Annotated in this window: 14 protein-coding genes; 10 read left to right on the top strand and 4 right to left on the bottom strand. The window is 67.3% G+C overall.

What is annotated here, in order from left to right:
* The first annotated feature begins 214 nt into the window (after positions 1–214).
* From hrcA to era, 8 genes are all read left to right on the top strand, one after another.
* Positions 215–1246: a heat-inducible transcriptional repressor HrcA gene (hrcA, locus tag QH168_RS21115; RefSeq protein ID WP_280236489.1), complete on the top strand. Its 1032-nt coding sequence runs from the start codon at positions 215–217 to the stop codon at positions 1244–1246.
* Between the two features lie 175 nt (positions 1247–1421).
* On the top strand, positions 1422–2576 hold the full coding sequence (dnaJ, locus tag QH168_RS21110) for a molecular chaperone DnaJ (protein ID WP_280236488.1): 1155 nt from the start codon (positions 1422–1424) through the stop codon (positions 2574–2576).
* On the top strand, positions 2577–3320 hold the full coding sequence (locus QH168_RS21105; RefSeq protein WP_280236487.1) for a 16S rRNA (uracil(1498)-N(3))-methyltransferase: 744 nt from the start codon (positions 2577–2579) through the stop codon (positions 3318–3320).
* 423 nt (positions 3321–3743) lie between these two features.
* The gene (locus tag QH168_RS21100) at positions 3744–4832 is read left to right on the top strand and encodes a PhoH family protein (protein ID WP_280236581.1); all 1089 of its coding nucleotides are present in this window, start codon (positions 3744–3746) and stop codon (positions 4830–4832) included.
* Between the two features lie 64 nt (positions 4833–4896).
* The gene (gene ybeY / locus QH168_RS21095) at positions 4897–5445 is read left to right on the top strand and encodes an rRNA maturation RNase YbeY (RefSeq protein ID WP_280236486.1); all 549 of its coding nucleotides are present in this window, start codon (positions 4897–4899) and stop codon (positions 5443–5445) included.
* Complete coding sequence (locus tag QH168_RS21090) at positions 5442–6776, top strand: hemolysin family protein (RefSeq protein WP_280236485.1); 1335 nt, start codon at positions 5442–5444, stop codon at positions 6774–6776. The genes ybeY and QH168_RS21090 overlap by 4 nt, the downstream gene beginning before the upstream one ends.
* Complete coding sequence (locus QH168_RS21085; RefSeq protein ID WP_280236484.1) at positions 6769–7119, top strand: cytidine deaminase; 351 nt, start codon at positions 6769–6771, stop codon at positions 7117–7119. The genes QH168_RS21090 and QH168_RS21085 overlap by 8 nt, the downstream gene beginning before the upstream one ends.
* The gene (gene era, locus QH168_RS21080) at positions 7112–8038 is read left to right on the top strand and encodes a GTPase Era (RefSeq protein WP_280236483.1); all 927 of its coding nucleotides are present in this window, start codon (positions 7112–7114) and stop codon (positions 8036–8038) included. Before QH168_RS21085 ends, era begins: the two co-directional genes overlap by 8 nt.
* Before the next feature lie 204 nt (positions 8039–8242).
* Here the strand turns inward: era and QH168_RS21075 are convergent, their stop codons facing one another.
* Positions 8243–9658, bottom strand: a complete 1416-nt coding sequence (locus tag QH168_RS21075) for an amidase (RefSeq protein ID WP_280236482.1) — start codon at positions 9656–9658, stop codon at positions 8243–8245.
* A 164-nt stretch (positions 9659–9822) separates the two neighbouring features.
* Here QH168_RS21075 and QH168_RS21070 point away from each other — a divergent pair, with 164 nt between their 5' ends.
* The gene (locus QH168_RS21070; RefSeq protein ID WP_280236481.1) at positions 9823–10689 is read left to right on the top strand and encodes an alpha/beta fold hydrolase; all 867 of its coding nucleotides are present in this window, start codon (positions 9823–9825) and stop codon (positions 10687–10689) included.
* Between the two features lie 96 nt (positions 10690–10785).
* On the opposite strand, the gene QH168_RS21065 is transcribed toward QH168_RS21070, so the two are convergent.
* Positions 10786–11073, bottom strand: a complete 288-nt coding sequence (locus tag QH168_RS21065; RefSeq protein WP_280236480.1) for a hypothetical protein — start codon at positions 11071–11073, stop codon at positions 10786–10788.
* A gap of 463 nt (positions 11074–11536) precedes the next feature.
* Here QH168_RS21065 and QH168_RS21060 point away from each other — a divergent pair, with 463 nt between their 5' ends.
* Positions 11537–12055, top strand: a complete 519-nt coding sequence (locus QH168_RS21060) for a hypothetical protein (RefSeq protein WP_280236479.1) — start codon at positions 11537–11539, stop codon at positions 12053–12055.
* An 18-nt stretch (positions 12056–12073) separates the two neighbouring features.
* Here the strand turns inward: QH168_RS21060 and QH168_RS21055 are convergent, their stop codons facing one another.
* Both QH168_RS21055 and QH168_RS21050 read right to left on the bottom strand, forming a co-directional pair.
* Positions 12074–13171 carry a hypothetical protein gene (locus tag QH168_RS21055; protein WP_280236478.1) on the bottom strand — a complete coding sequence of 366 codons (1098 nt, stop codon included), beginning with the start codon at positions 13169–13171 and terminating at the stop codon, positions 12074–12076.
* Positions 13172–13347: 176 nt separating this feature from the next.
* Complete coding sequence (locus QH168_RS21050; RefSeq protein WP_280236477.1) at positions 13348–14157, bottom strand: hypothetical protein; 810 nt, start codon at positions 14155–14157, stop codon at positions 13348–13350.
* Positions 14158–14869: the final 712 nt, after the last annotated feature.

The raw sequence follows: 14869 nt of genomic DNA, 5'->3' as shown, positions 1-14869 counted from the left end.
CCGTCGTTGTCGATGCCAAGACGCCGGGAAACTATCACGGTGGCCGGGTTTGCCGCGGCGGTGTCCGGCCGCCGCGCCGAAGCGGCGCCAGCGGCCGATCGCGGGTGGCCACTAAACTGGATGGGTGAGGTCCGGCCGGAATCGGCGGGGCCGAGTATGGTGGCGCGCGCAACGGCCGCGACGGCGCGCCCACGCGAGCGAGGAGGTGGGGCCGATGTCGAGCACCGAGGACAGACGCTTCGAGGTCCTGCGGGCGATCGTCGCCGACTACGTCTCGACCAAGGAGCCGATCGGCTCGAAAACACTTGTCGAGCGGCACAATCTGGGTGTGTCGAGCGCCACGGTGCGCAACGATATGGCGGTGCTGGAGGCCGAGGGCTACATCACCCAGCCGCACACCAGCTCCGGGCGCGTTCCCACCGACAAGGGCTACCGGCAGTTCGTCGACCGGATCGCCGATGTGAAGCCACTCTCACCCGCCGAGCGCCGCGCCATCCTGGAATTCCTGGAATCCGGCGTCGATCTCGACGACGTACTCCGCCGCGGGGTGCGGTTGCTGGCCCAGCTGACCCGTCAGGTGGCGGTCGTGCAGTACCCCACCGTCTCGGCGTCGACGGTGCGGCATATCGAAGTGGTCGCGTTGAATCCGGCCAGACTGCTACTGGTGGTCATCACCGATACCGGGCGCGTCGATCAGCGCATCGTCGAACTCGGCGCCCTCGTCGACGACGAGGATCTGGCCGCCCTACGCGCCATGCTCGGCGGCGCGATGGACGGCAAACGGCTCGCCGCGGCGTCGGCGGCGGTGGCCGAATTGCCCGAGCAGTCCCCGGCCCGGCTGCGTGACGTCCTGGTCCGGGTGTCGACCGTGCTCGTCGAGACCCTGGTCGAACATCCAGAGGAACGGCTGGTGCTCGGCGGCACCGCCAATCTCACCCGCAATGCCGCCGACTTCGGATTCCCCGGCTCACTGCGGTCGGTGCTCGAGGCGCTGGAGGAACAGGTCATCGTCCTGAAGCTGCTGGCGGCCGCGCAGCAACCGGGCACCGTCACGGTGCAGATCGGTGAAGAAACCCAGGTCGAGCAGATGCGCGGCACCTCGGTGGTCACCACCGGATACGGCGCGTCCGGCGCGATCCTCGGCGGTATGGGCGTGCTCGGGCCGACCAGAATGGACTATCCGGGCACCATCGCCTCGGTGGCCGCGGTGGCCAGGTACATCGGTGAGGTCCTCGCCGAGCGCTGACGGTGCGGCCGGTCCTCGCCTCCACTGATACCCTCGAATCTCCGGCCGGATAAAGTTGAGTGAACCCGACTAATGCTGTGCGGTTGGAGCGGTACCGGCCCAGGGACGAGCCCAACACCCATCCGGCCGTACGCAGTCGGAACTGTGGACAGCGATCAAGGACTAGAGAACTCAAGTGGCACGGGACTACTACGGACTGCTCGGCGTCGCGAACAACGCGACCGACCAGGAACTCAAGCGCGCCTATCGCAAGCTGGCCCGCGAACTGCATCCCGACGTCAACCCCGATGAGGCGGCACAGGCCCGCTTCAAAGAGGTCTCGGCGGCCTACGAGGTGCTGACGGACCCGGAGAAGCGGCGCATCGTCGATATGGGCGGCGACCCGCTCGAATCCGGCGGCGGCCCCGGTGGCGGCTTCAGCGGCGCGGGCTTCGGCGGCCTCGGCGATGTGTTCGAGGCCTTCTTCGGCGGGATGAGCGGAACGGGCGGTGCGCGCAAACCGCGCGGGCGCGTACAACCGGGCGCCGATTCGCTGGTGCGTACCCGGCTCAGCCTCGCCGAATGCGCCGTCGGCGTCACCAAACATCTGACCGTCGACACCGCCATCCTCTGCGATATCTGTCAGGGCGCTGGCACCAACGGCAAATCCAAGCCGGTGCGTTGTGAGACCTGCGGCGGCGCCGGTGAAGTGCAGTCGGTGCAGCGTTCGTTCCTCGGCCAGGTGATGACCTCACGGCCCTGCCCGACCTGCCGCGGCGCGGGCGAGACCATTCCCGATCCGTGCCACAAATGCGGTGGCGACGGCCGCGTCCGGGCCCGCCGTGAGATCGCCGCGCCGATTCCGGCCGGTGTCGCGAACGGGATGCGGGTGCGACTTGCCGCCCAGGGCGAGGTCGGCCCCGGCGGCGGCCACGCGGGCGATCTGTATGTGGAGATCGTCGAGCAGCCGCACGATGTATTCGTGCGCGACGGCGACGATCTGCACTGCACGGTGCGGGTGCCGATGGTGGACGCGGCGCTGGGCACCACCGTCGTCATCGACACCATCCTCGACGGCCCCACCGAACTCACCATCGCGGCGGGCACCCAGCCCGGCGAGGTATCGGTGCTGCGCGGGCACGGCATGCCGAGGCTGCGTTCCGGCGCGCGCGGCGATCTGCTCGCCCACCTCGATATCGTCATCCCGACCAAGCTCGACGGTAAGCAGACCGATCTGCTGCGCAAGTACAAGGGCATGCGCGATCGTGAACGCGCCGAGGTGATGTCGGCGCAGTCCGAGCACAACAGCGGCCTGTTCGCCCGGCTGCGCGCCTCCTTCAGCGGACGCTAGGTGGCCGCGACCGTCTTCTACCTCGACGAGATCCCCGAGCCGGGGGGCATCGCCGTGCTCGACGGTCCTGAGGGCAGACATGCGGCGACGGTGCGTCGCATCCGGGTCGGCGAGCAGATCACGCTCTCCGATGGTCGTGGGCTGCTCGCCGAATCCGAAGTCGTTGCCGCGCAGCGTGACCGGCTCGAACTCGCGGTGCGGGCCACGGCGGTCGCGGAACCGGTGCGCCCGCCCGTCACCGTGGTCCAGGCGCTGCCGAAATCCGATCGCTCCGAACTGGCGGTCGAGCTGATGACCGAGGCGGGTGCCGACGTCATCGTGCCGTGGCAGGCCGCGCGCTGCGTAGCCAACTGGGAAGCCAAGGCCGACAAGGGCATCGGCAAATGGCGGGCCGCGGCCCGATCGGCGGCCCGGCAATCCCGGCGCGCCTACATCCCCGAGGTCACCGGCCTGCACCGCACCGCCGACCTGCTGACGGCGGTGCGCACCGCGACGGCCGCCGGCGCGGTGGTCGCGGCCCTGCACGAATCCGGTAGGTCCCGGTTCACCGATCTGCCGCTGGGCAGCGCGCCCGCGGTCATGCTGATCGTGGGACCGGAGGGCGGGCTCGACGATGCCGAGCTGTCGGCATTGGCCGACGCCGGTGCAGAAGTCGTACTGCTCGGGCCGACCGTGCTGCGCACCTCGACCGCGGCAGCGGTTGCGTTGGGGGCGCTCGGTGCGTTGACGGCGCGCTGGGCGTAGTGAACGCCCAGCCGTCACCGGATTGTCGGCGGGCCTGTGTCGCGTCGCACCTCGACGCGGCCGAGTATCGCGAGCACATCGGCCGCTGGACCAGGGCGCCGATGCGGGTGAGTGCCGGGCTCGGTGCCTGCACCGCACTGGCGATCGCTTCTCGATGGCCGCAGCATGGCTACCCAATCTCGGGGAGCATTGCCATATCTGCTGGTAGGGCGTTCGCAGGCAGGCGCTGACCGCATATTCGGTGGGCGGGTGTCGGTGCCGCGCGTTAAACTTTGAGCATCCACAGCGCATGATCTCCACCGCGCCGGAGCAGGGCCGATGCCGCCGAACACGCGGTAGTCGCCATGGGTGCGGGGGCGGGTGATGCGGCGGCTTCGAGACCGGAAAGCAGGCTATAGCCACTACGTGAGAACCCAAGGTGAGATCGGCGACCCGGCGACACCCGCGGCCGGCAATGGTGCAGGCGGCAGCGATACGGGTCCCGCGGCACGCACCGTACGTTCCAGTATCGAACTCGCACCGGAGTCCGTCTTCCCGTTCCTCGGCTCGGCCGACCAGAATCTGCGCGAACTCGAAGATCTGCTCGACGCCGACATCCATGTGCGTGGCAACTCCGTCACCCTCACCGGTAAAGCCGCCGACGTGGCGCTCGCCGAGCGTGTCATCGAGCAGCTCGTCGCGCTGACCGGCCGCAATCGGGTCGTCACCCCCGAGGCCGTCCGCCATACGGTCTCCATGCTGACCGAGGGCACCGCCGAATCGCCCGCCGAGGTGCTCAGCCTCGACATCCTGTCCCGGCGCGGCAAGACCATCCGCCCCAAAACGCTCAACCAGAAACGCTACGTCGACGCCATCGACGCCAACACCATCGTGTTCGGCATCGGCCCGGCGGGCACCGGCAAGACCTATCTGGCGATGGCCAAGGCCGTGCAGGCCTTGCAGTCCAAGCAGGTCAACCGCATCATCCTCACCCGCCCCGCCGTCGAAGCGGGCGAACGCCTCGGCTTCCTGCCCGGCACCCTCAACGAAAAGATCGACCCCTACCTACGCCCCCTCTACGACGCCCTGCACGACATGATGGACCCGGAAGCCATCCCGAAGCTCATGGCCGCGGGCGTCATCGAGGTCGCTCCACTGGCATATATGCGTGGTAGAACGCTGAATGATTCGTTCATCATCCTGGACGAGGCGCAGAACACCACGGCCGAGCAGATGAAGATGTTTCTGACCAGGCTGGGGTTCGGGTCGAAGATCGTGGTCACCGGTGACGTCACGCAGGTCGATCTGCCGAACGGGTCGCGGTCGGGGTTGCGGGCGGCCAGTGAGATCCTCACCGATATCGAGGACATCCACTTCGCCGAACTCACCAGCAGCGACGTCGTCCGGCACCGCCTGGTCTCCGACATCGTCGACGCGTATGACCGCTTCGAGGCCGAGACCCGCCCGGTCGGCCCCCATATGCCGGGCAACCGCGCCCAGCGGCGTGCCGCCAACCGCACCGGGCGGCGGTAACGCCGACATGTCGGGGCGGGGTTGCGGTCGGACGATGTCCGGCCGCACCCATTAGGCTGACCTGGTGAGTATCGAGATCGCCAACGAGTCGGGTATGGACGTGCCCGAGGAAGATCTGGTCGGTGTGGCGCGGTTCGTGATCGCGCGGATGGATGTGCACCCGGCCGCGGAGCTGTCCATGGTGCTCGTGGATCTCGACACCATGGCCGACCTGCATATGCGGTGGATGGATCTGCCGGGCCCGACCGATGTGATGTCGTTCCCGATGGACGAGCTCGAACCGGGCGGGCGGCCCGACAGCCCCGAACCGGGCCCCTCGATGCTCGGCGATATCGTGCTGTGCCCCGAGTTCGCGCTGGCACAGGCGCGTAAGGCCGGTCATTCCCTCGACCACGAACTCTCACTGCTCACCGTGCACGGTGTGCTGCACCTGCTCGGTTACGACCATGCCGAGCCGGAGGAGGAGAAGGAGATGTTCGCGCTCCAGGGCAGGCTGCTCGAGGAGTGGTACGAGAGCCTGCGTGAGGCCAGACGCCGCGCCGAACTCGCCGAACGTGATGCCAGGCTGCTGGGGAAGGCGGGCTTCACGACGCCGGGTGATTCCCGGGCGTGAACGCGCTGACCCTGATCGTCCTCGCCGTCCTGCTGGTTCCCGTCGGCGGTGTCTTCGCCGCCGTCGACTCCGCGTTGAACACGATTTCCCCCGCCCGCCTCGACGATATGGTGCGCGCCGAGCGGCCCGGCGCGGCCCGGCTGAGTCGTATCGTCGAGGATCGGCCGCGCTATGTGAATCTCATGGTGCTGCTACGCATCCTGTGCGAGATCACCGCGACCGTCCTGCTCGCGGCCGCGCTGGCCACCATGCTGTCCGATGGTCCGGCACTGCTGCTGACGGCGGTCATCATGGTGCTGGTCGACTATGTCGTGATCGGTGTCGGGCCGCGTACGCTCGGCCGTCAGCACGCCTATTCGATCGCCTTGGCCGCCGCGCTGCCGCTGCAATTCATCGGTGCGCTGCTCGGCCCGGTCAGCAGGCTGCTGATCCTCATCGGTAATGCGATCACCCCCGGTAAGGGCTTCCGCAACGGGCCGTTCGCCTCCGAGATCGAGCTGCGCGAGGTGGTCGATATGGCCCGCGAGCGTGGCGTGGTCGCCGACGACGAACGCCGGATGATCCAGTCGGTGTTCGAACTCGGTGACACCGCGGCCAGGGCGGTGATGGTGCCGCGTACCGAGATGGTGTGGATCGAACAGGACAAGACGGCCGCGCAGGCCACCTCGCTCGCGGTGCGCAGCGGGCATTCGCGGATTCCGGTGATCGGCGCCAACGTCGACGACATCCTCGGTGTCGTCTATCTCAAAGACCTTGTCCAGTACGGCGATCGCGGCCGCAGCGTGCGGGTCGGCGAGGTGATGCGGCCCGCAGTGTTCATGCCCGACTCCAAACCGCTGGACGCCCTGCTCGACGAGATGCAGCGCCGCCGCAACCATATGGCACTGTTGGTCGACGAATACGGCGGTATCGCCGGGCTGGTCACCATCGAGGACGTGCTGGAGGAGATCGTCGGCGAGATCGCCGACGAGTACGACACCGACGAGACTCCACCCATCGAGAAGCTCGACGACGACCACTACCGGGTCTCGGCGCGGCTGTCGGTGGAGGATCTCGGCGAGCTGTACGGCCTCGATATCGAGGAGGAGGACGTCGACACCGTCGGCGGACTGCTCGCCCATGAACTCGGCCGGGTCCCGCTGCCCGGCTCCGAGATCACCGCATACGGTCTGCGGCTGCGTGGGGAAGGCGGAGCCGATACCCGCGGCCGGGTGCGCGTGCACACCGTGGTGGTCAGCCGGGTGGTCGAGGGCGATACGGCATCGAACGGCAACGGCACGGTGCGGGAAGTCCCGGCCGGTCGAGACGAACAGGAGACATCGCATGACTGAACTGGACGCCGAGGACAACAAGCTGCTGGTGCTGGCGCGCGGCGCCATGGCCCGTAGCGAGGGCACCAGCGGCGCCGCCGTTCGCGATACCGACGGCCGCACCTACGCGGCCGGTGAGGTGAAACTGGAGGCTTTGCGGCTCACCGCATTGCAGGCGGCGGTCGCCGCCGCGATCTCCAGCGGCGCGGAAGGCTTCGAAGCGGCTGTGGTGGTCGGCGGTAAGTTCTCCGATTCGGGAGTGACCGCGGTGCGTGAGGTGTCGGCGCAGGCGCGGATCGTGTTCACCGACCGCGCGGGCGCGGTATTCGATATCGCCGAAGGTTTCGAGGTGCAGGGTGGCTGACCGGTCCGATTCTCCCACATCCGGCGAATTCCGTTCCGGCTTCGTCTGTTTCGTCGGCAGGCCGAATACCGGTAAATCGACGCTGACCAATGCGCTGGTCGGCGCGAAGATCGCGATCACCTCCTCCCGGCCGCAGACCACCCGCCACACCATCCGCGGCATCGTGCATCGGGAACACACCCAGCTCATCCTGGTGGACACCCCCGGCCTGCACCGGCCGCGCACCCTGCTCGGCCAGCGACTCAACGATCTGGTGCGCGACACCTATTCCGAGGTCGACGTGATCGCGCTGTGCATCCCGGCCGATGAGAAGATCGGCCCAGGCGACCGCTGGATCGTGCAACAGATCAAGCAGATGGCGCCGAAGACGACCCTGCTCGGTGTGGTCACCAAGATCGACAAGGTGAGCCGCGACCAGGTCGCCGCGCAACTGCTCGCGGTATCGCAGCTGCTCGGCCCCGACGCCGATGTGGTTCCGGTGTCGGCGGTCAAGGGCGAGCAGGTCGAGGTTCTCGTCGATGTGATCGCCTCGAAGATGCCGGAGGGCCCCGCGTTCTATCCCGACGGCGAGCTGACCGATGAGCCCGAGGAAACCCTGATGGCAGAACTCATCCGCGAGGCCGCGCTGGAGGGGGTACGTGACGAGCTGCCGCATTCGCTGGCCGTCGTCATCGAGGAGGTCCTGCCGTACGAGGAGCGCGAGGACATGCTCGATGTGCACGCGCTGCTGTATGTGGAGCGACCGAGTCAGAAGGCGATCGTCATCGGTAAGGGCGGCTCCCGGCTCAAGGAAGTCGGCACCAACGCCCGCAAACAGATCGAGCACATCCTCGGTACCCGCATCTATCTGAACCTGCACGTGAAGGTCGCCAAGGACTGGCAGCGCGATCCGAAGCAGCTGGGCAAGCTCGGTTTCTGAGCGCGGGCCGGGGGCCGGGCTGCTGCATCGGGACGTGCAGCCGGCCGACATCCCGATCGCCGACCGGCACCCTGCTGATCGGGCCCGATCTGGCCCGGCCGGGGGAACTGCCAGGTACTGGTCTTGGGTGGGGTCCTCCGGGCAGGAACTCCACGAGACCTCGTGGCCCGGCGGTTCCCCTCTGACCTGACGTGACCGGGCAAGTCACCACCAGGGTTCTGGACGATTCCGCTCCCAGCGCAGCTCCGATTCCAGCTGTGCGGCCAGCGAAACCAGCATCGGTTCGGTATCGGCGGTGCCCATCAGCTGGGCGCCGACCGGCAGGCCGCTCGCGGTGAACCCGGCGGGCACATTGACGCTCGGCCAGCCGAGCACATTCCACGGCCAGGTGTACGGACATGCGGCGGTGATCAGATTGTTGGTGGCGACCACACCGATATCGTCGATCTCCTCGGCGCGCGGCGGGGGAGTGGCCGTCGTCGGGGCCAGCACCACATCGAAATCGTCGAAGAAACGCCCGATGCGCCGATGCAGCAGCCCCTCCGCCTGCCGTGCCGCGAACAATGCCGGCCCGCTCAGCAGCTGACCGGTGCGGACATTGGCGAGGGTGCGCGGGTCGACGCGAGCGCCGGGCATCCGATCGTGCACCGCGCGAATACCGGCCATCGAGCGCGGCAGGAACGAGGCGCCGATCATGATGCCGTAGTGCAGATCGGTCACGGTGACCGAATGACCCAGCGCGCGCAGAGTTCTCGCGATGCGGTGCACACCGGCCTCCACCTCGGGGTGCAGTTCGGTCCTGGTCGCGGTGAACGGGATGTTCAACGACAATGCGATCCGCAATCGGCCCGGATCGCGGCCGACGGCATCGCTGAGGGTCAGCGGCGCCGGGGTGTGCTTATCGCCAGGGTGCGGGCCGGCGGCGGCGTCGAGCAGCAGTGCCGCATCGCGCACCGTGCGCGCCAGTGGGCCGTTGACGGTGAGCCCGTTGAACGCCTCGGCCAGCGGCCAGGTCGAGATCCGGCCACGCTGCGGTTTGATGCCGACCAGATTCGTCCACGCGGCCGGGATGCGGACCGAGCCCGCGCCATCGGAGCCGAGCGCCGCGGGAACCAGTCCCGCCGCCACCGCGGCCGACGAACCGCCGGAGGAGCCGCCCGGTGTGTGCTCCCGGCCCCATGGATTGCGGGTATGTCCGAAGGCCGCGCCGCTGGTGAACGGCAGCTGCCCGTATTCGCAGGTGTTGGTCTTGCCGACGATCACCGCACCGGCCGCGCGCAGCCTGCGTACCGACTCGGCGTCCTCGGTCTTCGGTGCGAAATCCCCGCCGACGCCGAACGCGGTCGGTTCGCCCGCGATATCGGTATCGTCCTTGACCGCGATCGGCACACCGAGCAGCGGCAGCCGCTCACCCGCCGCGATCCGCCGGTCCGCCTCCGCTGCCTCGGCGAGTGCCCGCTCCCTGCGCACGATCCGAAACGCGTTCAATGACGGCTGGCTGGCGTCGATGCGGTCGAGCGCATCGGTGGTCGCGGCCACCGAGCTGATCGCCGCACCCGCGATGGCCTCGGCCAGTTCGGCCAAGCCGAGATCGCGTACGGGCGATCCCGTTCGGTTCATCGTGTTGTCTGGCACGGCCATGTGAGCCCCGTCTCGTCGTTCCTCTGCTGTGACGGTAGCGCGGATCTGGTCAGACGTCCAGGTTGCTGGTCCGAATTGAACTGTAGACATACATACAGCATGTATGTAAAAGTGGCGGTGTCCGATCTACAGGGGAGGCCATCATGGGAATCAGTCCATCACTCGGACCGGTGCACGAGATCGAAGTGCCTGCCGGGCGTATCCGCTATCACGACACCGGCGACGGTCCGCCGGTCGTCTTCGTGCACGGTCTGCTGGTCAACGCCGATCTGTGGCGCCATGTCGTGCCCGCGGTCGCCGCGGCCGGGCATCGCTGCCTGAGCCCGGATTGGCCGCTCGGATCGCATACCGTCGCGATGCCGGGCGCCGACCTCACACCCGCGGGCGTGGCCGACATCATCGCCTCGTTCCTGGAACGCCTCGACCTCACCGACGTCACGATCGTCGCCAACGACACCGGCGGCGCCATCACCCAGATCCTGATGACCCGCAACCCCGCGCGCATCGGCCGCGTCGTCCTCGCATCGGTCGACTGCTACGAGAAATTCCTGCCGCCCCCGTTCACCTCGCTCGGCGCACTTGCCCATCTGCCCGGCTCGATGCGCCCCGCCACCGAACTATTGCGCATCCGCGCCCTGCACCGGCTCCCGTTCGCCTTCGGCTGGGTCGCCAAACGTCCGATCCCCGCCGATATCGTCGACTCCTATCTGCTCCCGAGTCGAACTTCGGCCGCGATTCGGAAAGATGTGCGCCATTTCCTGAAGTCCGCGAACTCGCGCTACACCCTCGATGCCGCCACCCGGTTCCCGTCGGTCGCCTTCCCGGTGCTGCTGGTCTGGGCGCGCGAAGAAAAGCTCTTTCCGGTCCCGCTCGCCGACAGGATGGTGCGCGAACTACCCGACGCCACCCTGAAACTCGTCGACGACGCCTACACGTTCCTTCCGGAAGATCAGCCCGAACAGCTGACCCGGCACATCCTCGAGTTTCTCCATGAGCGCGCGGTGCGATAAGTGCAGCTGGATCGAATCCAGCCGTCGGTTCCCGCTCGATTCGCCGAGTTCGGCGTCGCGGAGCCTCGATCGGCCTCGGTAGGTCCGAGGCGCTCGCTATCGACCCACCGGCCGTGCCTGTACATCCAGTAGGCGGCGATCCATTGCCGACGGGTTCGGATCCTGTGGACTGCTGAAGTCTCCGAGTTCGAGGATTCCCTCGGCTGCCGCGACGACTATCGCGTCCAGCTCCGGCGGGACCGGCCCGCCGACGTGCGGTCGCACGAGGCCATATGGTGCCTGGCTGACTGCCATCTGCACGAGTGCTGCCCGCTCGGGGTCGTGGACCGTCGCGTAGCGACGTCCGGCGAGATCGTCCAGCGCGGCCCACACCTCATCATTCACGGCCTGGACCTCGGCTCGCAGGTCCTCCGGGGCAGTAGCTGCGAGCTCGGAGTGCCGATACAGCATCATCGCCCGAGCGTCGGCGGGAAAATCGCGACAGTAGCGGGGTATGTGAACTGCACATCTGCGCAATGCCTCCCGCGCATCCGGGGTCGCCGCGGCGGCTAGATACCCCTCGTGGAAACGCCGGATCGACCTCAGCCATAAGGAGATCATCAGGTGATCGCGTGATGCGAAGCGGTAGTACAGCGAGCCCGTCGGCGCTCCGATCAGTGCGCACACCTGAGTCAGGGACGCGTCCAGGCCGTGCGTCAACACCGCGTCGCGGGCGCCGTCCAAGAGCTCTTGCTGGGTGAACTTGGGTCTTGCCACCACTTCAGGTTAGCGGTATTTCTAGAATATGCTTTCTAGAAACATGATTCTAAATGCTGATTCGGTAAGTCGCCGGGGGGAGCAATCGACCGTGGCCACCGTGCCGAGGTGGGGCGTAGTCGCTGCGTGGATCGCCTTTCTGGCCGCGCTGCCGACGGTGTTGTGGCGCGTCGTTCTCGGAATGGGTTTCGACCTCGGCACGCCGGACGCGTGGCGGGCGGAACAAGTGATCCCGGGCGCGGGCACGGCCTACGTCCTCGGGCTCGCGGCTCTGCAACTGCTCGCAGCGCTGGCCGTGGTGCGCATGGTCCGCCCCGGCGGGGATCGCGTGCCCCGCTGGAGTCCGATCCTCGCCGGACGTCGCGTGCCCACCGCCCTGGTGTGCGGCATAGCGCTCACGGGGGCCGCGATACTGGTCGCCCTGTGTGCGATGAGCATCCACCACTGGTCGAATGTGGATCCGTTCGCGGGCGAACCCGACTCGGCCTGGAACAGCGTCTGCACCGGCTGCTACCTCGCCGTGCTGCTCTGGCCCCCGGCCCTCGTCATCGCGGTGATCGGCTACGCCATCAGCCGTCGCCGTGATCGGCACCAGGACGTTGTCGCCTGATCGACGGCAAATCGGCGCCTACCGACGATCGTCGGGCCAGTGGTATTCGACCTGCTGATCGTCGATCGCGACTCCCTGACGGCGCAGGCTGTCGATCACCTGGGCGGTGATGTGGCGGGGTGGGCGGTAGTGGGTGCTGTGGTCGGAGATGACGCGGATGACGCCGAACGACGCAGCGAGTTCGCCTGCACCGGCAGACGGTGCGCCAGCCAGAAAACTCGAATGATGGAACCGGCCGAGGATGTGGTGCGGGGAGGAGTAGAGAACGCCGTCGGCGTCCATGGAGAAGATCGCCCGGCCACCCTGCGGGGTCCACAGGGTGCGTGCGGCCGCGGTGTCGAACAGCTGCCCGCGGCCGTCGTAGAGGCGACCGTCCCGGACGTGCAGCCGATACGGCTGCCGCTCCCGCTCGTCGAGATAGGTGACCCGGCTGCCGTTCCAGCGCGAGTTCCCCGGCAGATGCTCGCCGACGAACTCGGGCTGGATCGGGGTGGTGCGATACCGCCCGCGTTGCCCATCGGCCGACGGCAACAACGGAGTGACCTGGCGCGGTTCGAGATCGGTGCCTTCGATCAGTTCGCGCAGCACATCCGCGGCCGCACGATCACGACTCGTGGTGAGAATCGCGATGCCGCTGGCCTCCGGCCAGTACGGTGCAATGAACCCGACCTCGGCGCCCGACCGCAATTGCAGCAGCAGAAATGCCTGCTGAGAATCATTGCGCCGCTGGAACGATCGCCCCAGCACCTGCTCGATCCGCCACACCGGCCGATTCGACACCCCGATCGCCGACCCGTTCGCGAACTCGTCGAACCGGCTCTCGGGCAGGCACAGAAACGGCGGCTCCGGCCATGGCCGCATCCCATCCAGCCGCCCGACGACCACCTCCAGAAACCGCCGAAACTCCACCTCCCCGTGCCCCGCCGGAATCGAACCCGTCAACCGATCCCCGGACTTCAACGCATCCACCAGCGCTTGGTAGCCCTCCTCAGGGCTCACCCCGAGAAAGGGCCGCGCCACCATCGTGGCCGCGATCTTCTGCACAGTGCTCGGTGCATCGAGATCGTCGAACTGCACGCTGTACAGCACCGCATCGACAACGCCCTTGATACCCACCCCGAATCCCTCCCTTACGACAGCATCCAGAACCTACCCATCCGGTCGTGGACGCCGTTCGCCCGGTCTGGGTTACGGTCGTGCCCGATGCTGAACTCCTGTTCCGGAACAGCTTGTCCCGGTGATCATCGGCGGCCTAGACCTCGTCCCCTCAGGCTCTCGACGGTGTGCGGCTCTCACTCGTCGGCGGCCTCGCGTAGCTCGGCCAGTGATGGCGCGATGCCTTCCGGTGCGTCCGGTTCGATCCAGCCGGAGTACTCGTCGTAGGGGAATCTGCGGCAGTATCGGATGGCTTCGATCGGTGGGCGTCCTGCCGCGAAGCAGCCGCTGAGCCGTGCGATCCACAGACCGCGACCGACGATGCCGTCCTTGCCTGCGTAGCGGAGGGGTAGGTAGTCGGCGGCGTGCTCGGTGGGTGAGGCCCATAGGAAGGCGACCACCTCGCCGTTCTTCGTGATCGGAATGAAGTGGACCGGTGTCGCGGCGTCGGTGGCGTACGTGGGAACGGCGGCACTGACCGGGGTGGACCAGCCCTTCGATCGATCTGCCGATGTGCCGCTGGGGAACTCGTCGTCCTGGATCCAGGGGCCTTCGCCGATGGGTGGGCCTTCTGGATTGAGTTGGTCCCACAGGGCCTGTTTGCTGGTGGCCTGAAGCAGGGTGGCGTCGGCGGGTATCCCACCACAGCGCGGATCTTCGGGCGCTCCGATCCACGACTGGATCGCCTGCTCCGGGGTGAACCCGTTGTGGTAATTCGTGGTGAGACGGTGGTGCCAGAAATCGGGACGCGTGATGTTGTCGGGGTCGACGGACATCCGCCGCATATAGCCGGCGGCGCGGCTGCCGACACCGGCCCACAGATACCCGATCAACTGGCCACCGGAGACCACCGGCAGATAGACCAGCGGCCTGCGGGTCCATCGGCTGTAGTCGTCGGGCATCGGCAGTGGCGGCGGCGGGGGAGCGAATCGGCTGTCCGAATTCACGTGAGGTGCCTTTCACAAACATTGTGTACTGCGGTCAGCTCGGGTGTGACCCAATCCATTCACCACCGGTGTCTTAGCACCACGGCGCCACCGATCACCGGTTTGCGAGGTAGCGCAGCTCATCCAGTGTGGCAGCGACGAGTTCAGTTGCGCCAGGCGCGATCTGGCCGGACAGGAAATCATGCGGGTATTCCCGGTACTGGCGTATCGCCTCCGCTGGTGGCGTTCCCACCGCGTACGCGTCGGACAATCGAAGGTGCCAAAGGCCTGCGGCGGTTCTGGCATGCTCGCCTGCGGCGGCTGGGGAGATAGTCGGCAGCCGGCTCTGCGGACGAGGCCCACAGATACCCGAAGAGATTGCCGTCATTCCGTGGTATTGCGCCGCAACGAGGGTCCTCAGGCCAGCCGATCCAATGCTGGATTACCTGTTCGGGAGTCAGATTGTTTCGGCAATTCTCGGCTAGTCGGTCCTGCCAGAAGTCCGGGCAGGTCGCGTTGTCCGGATCCGCCGCAAGCCGTCGCATGTAGCCTGCGGCGTTGCTTCCTATACCTGCCCACAAGTAGCCGATGAGGTCGCCGCGACTTACCACGGGTAGATACACCACAGGTCGACGGGTCCAGCTGTCGTATTCGTCGGCGAACTCCGGTGGACCTGGTTCGAAACCAGGAGATTGTTGGTTCATGGCAGGTGCTCCTGGTCATCAATTTGCCT

Origin of the sequence: Nocardia cyriacigeorgica (assembly GCF_029868385.1) — a bacterium.
In the GTDB taxonomy this organism is placed as follows: Bacteria; Actinomycetota; Actinomycetes; order Mycobacteriales; family Mycobacteriaceae; genus Nocardia; species Nocardia cyriacigeorgica_F.
The sequence above is the reverse complement of the archived record's forward strand: the minus strand, read 5'-3'. Positions and strand labels throughout refer to the sequence as shown.

Bases quoted from the DNA above. Each gene is read 5' to 3' on its own strand.
- QH168_RS21075 (WP_280236482.1), bottom strand. From the start codon at position 9,658: ATGAACCGAACGGGATCGCCCGTACGCGATCTCGGCTTGGCCGAACTG.
- hrcA (WP_280236489.1), top strand. From the start codon at position 215: ATGTCGAGCACCGAGGACAGACGCTTCGAGGTCCTGCGGGCGATCGTC.
- QH168_RS21070 (WP_280236481.1), top strand. From the start codon at position 9,823: ATGGGAATCAGTCCATCACTCGGACCGGTGCACGAGATCGAAGTGCCT.
- QH168_RS21085 (WP_280236484.1), top strand. From the start codon at position 6,769: ATGACTGAACTGGACGCCGAGGACAACAAGCTGCTGGTGCTGGCGCGC.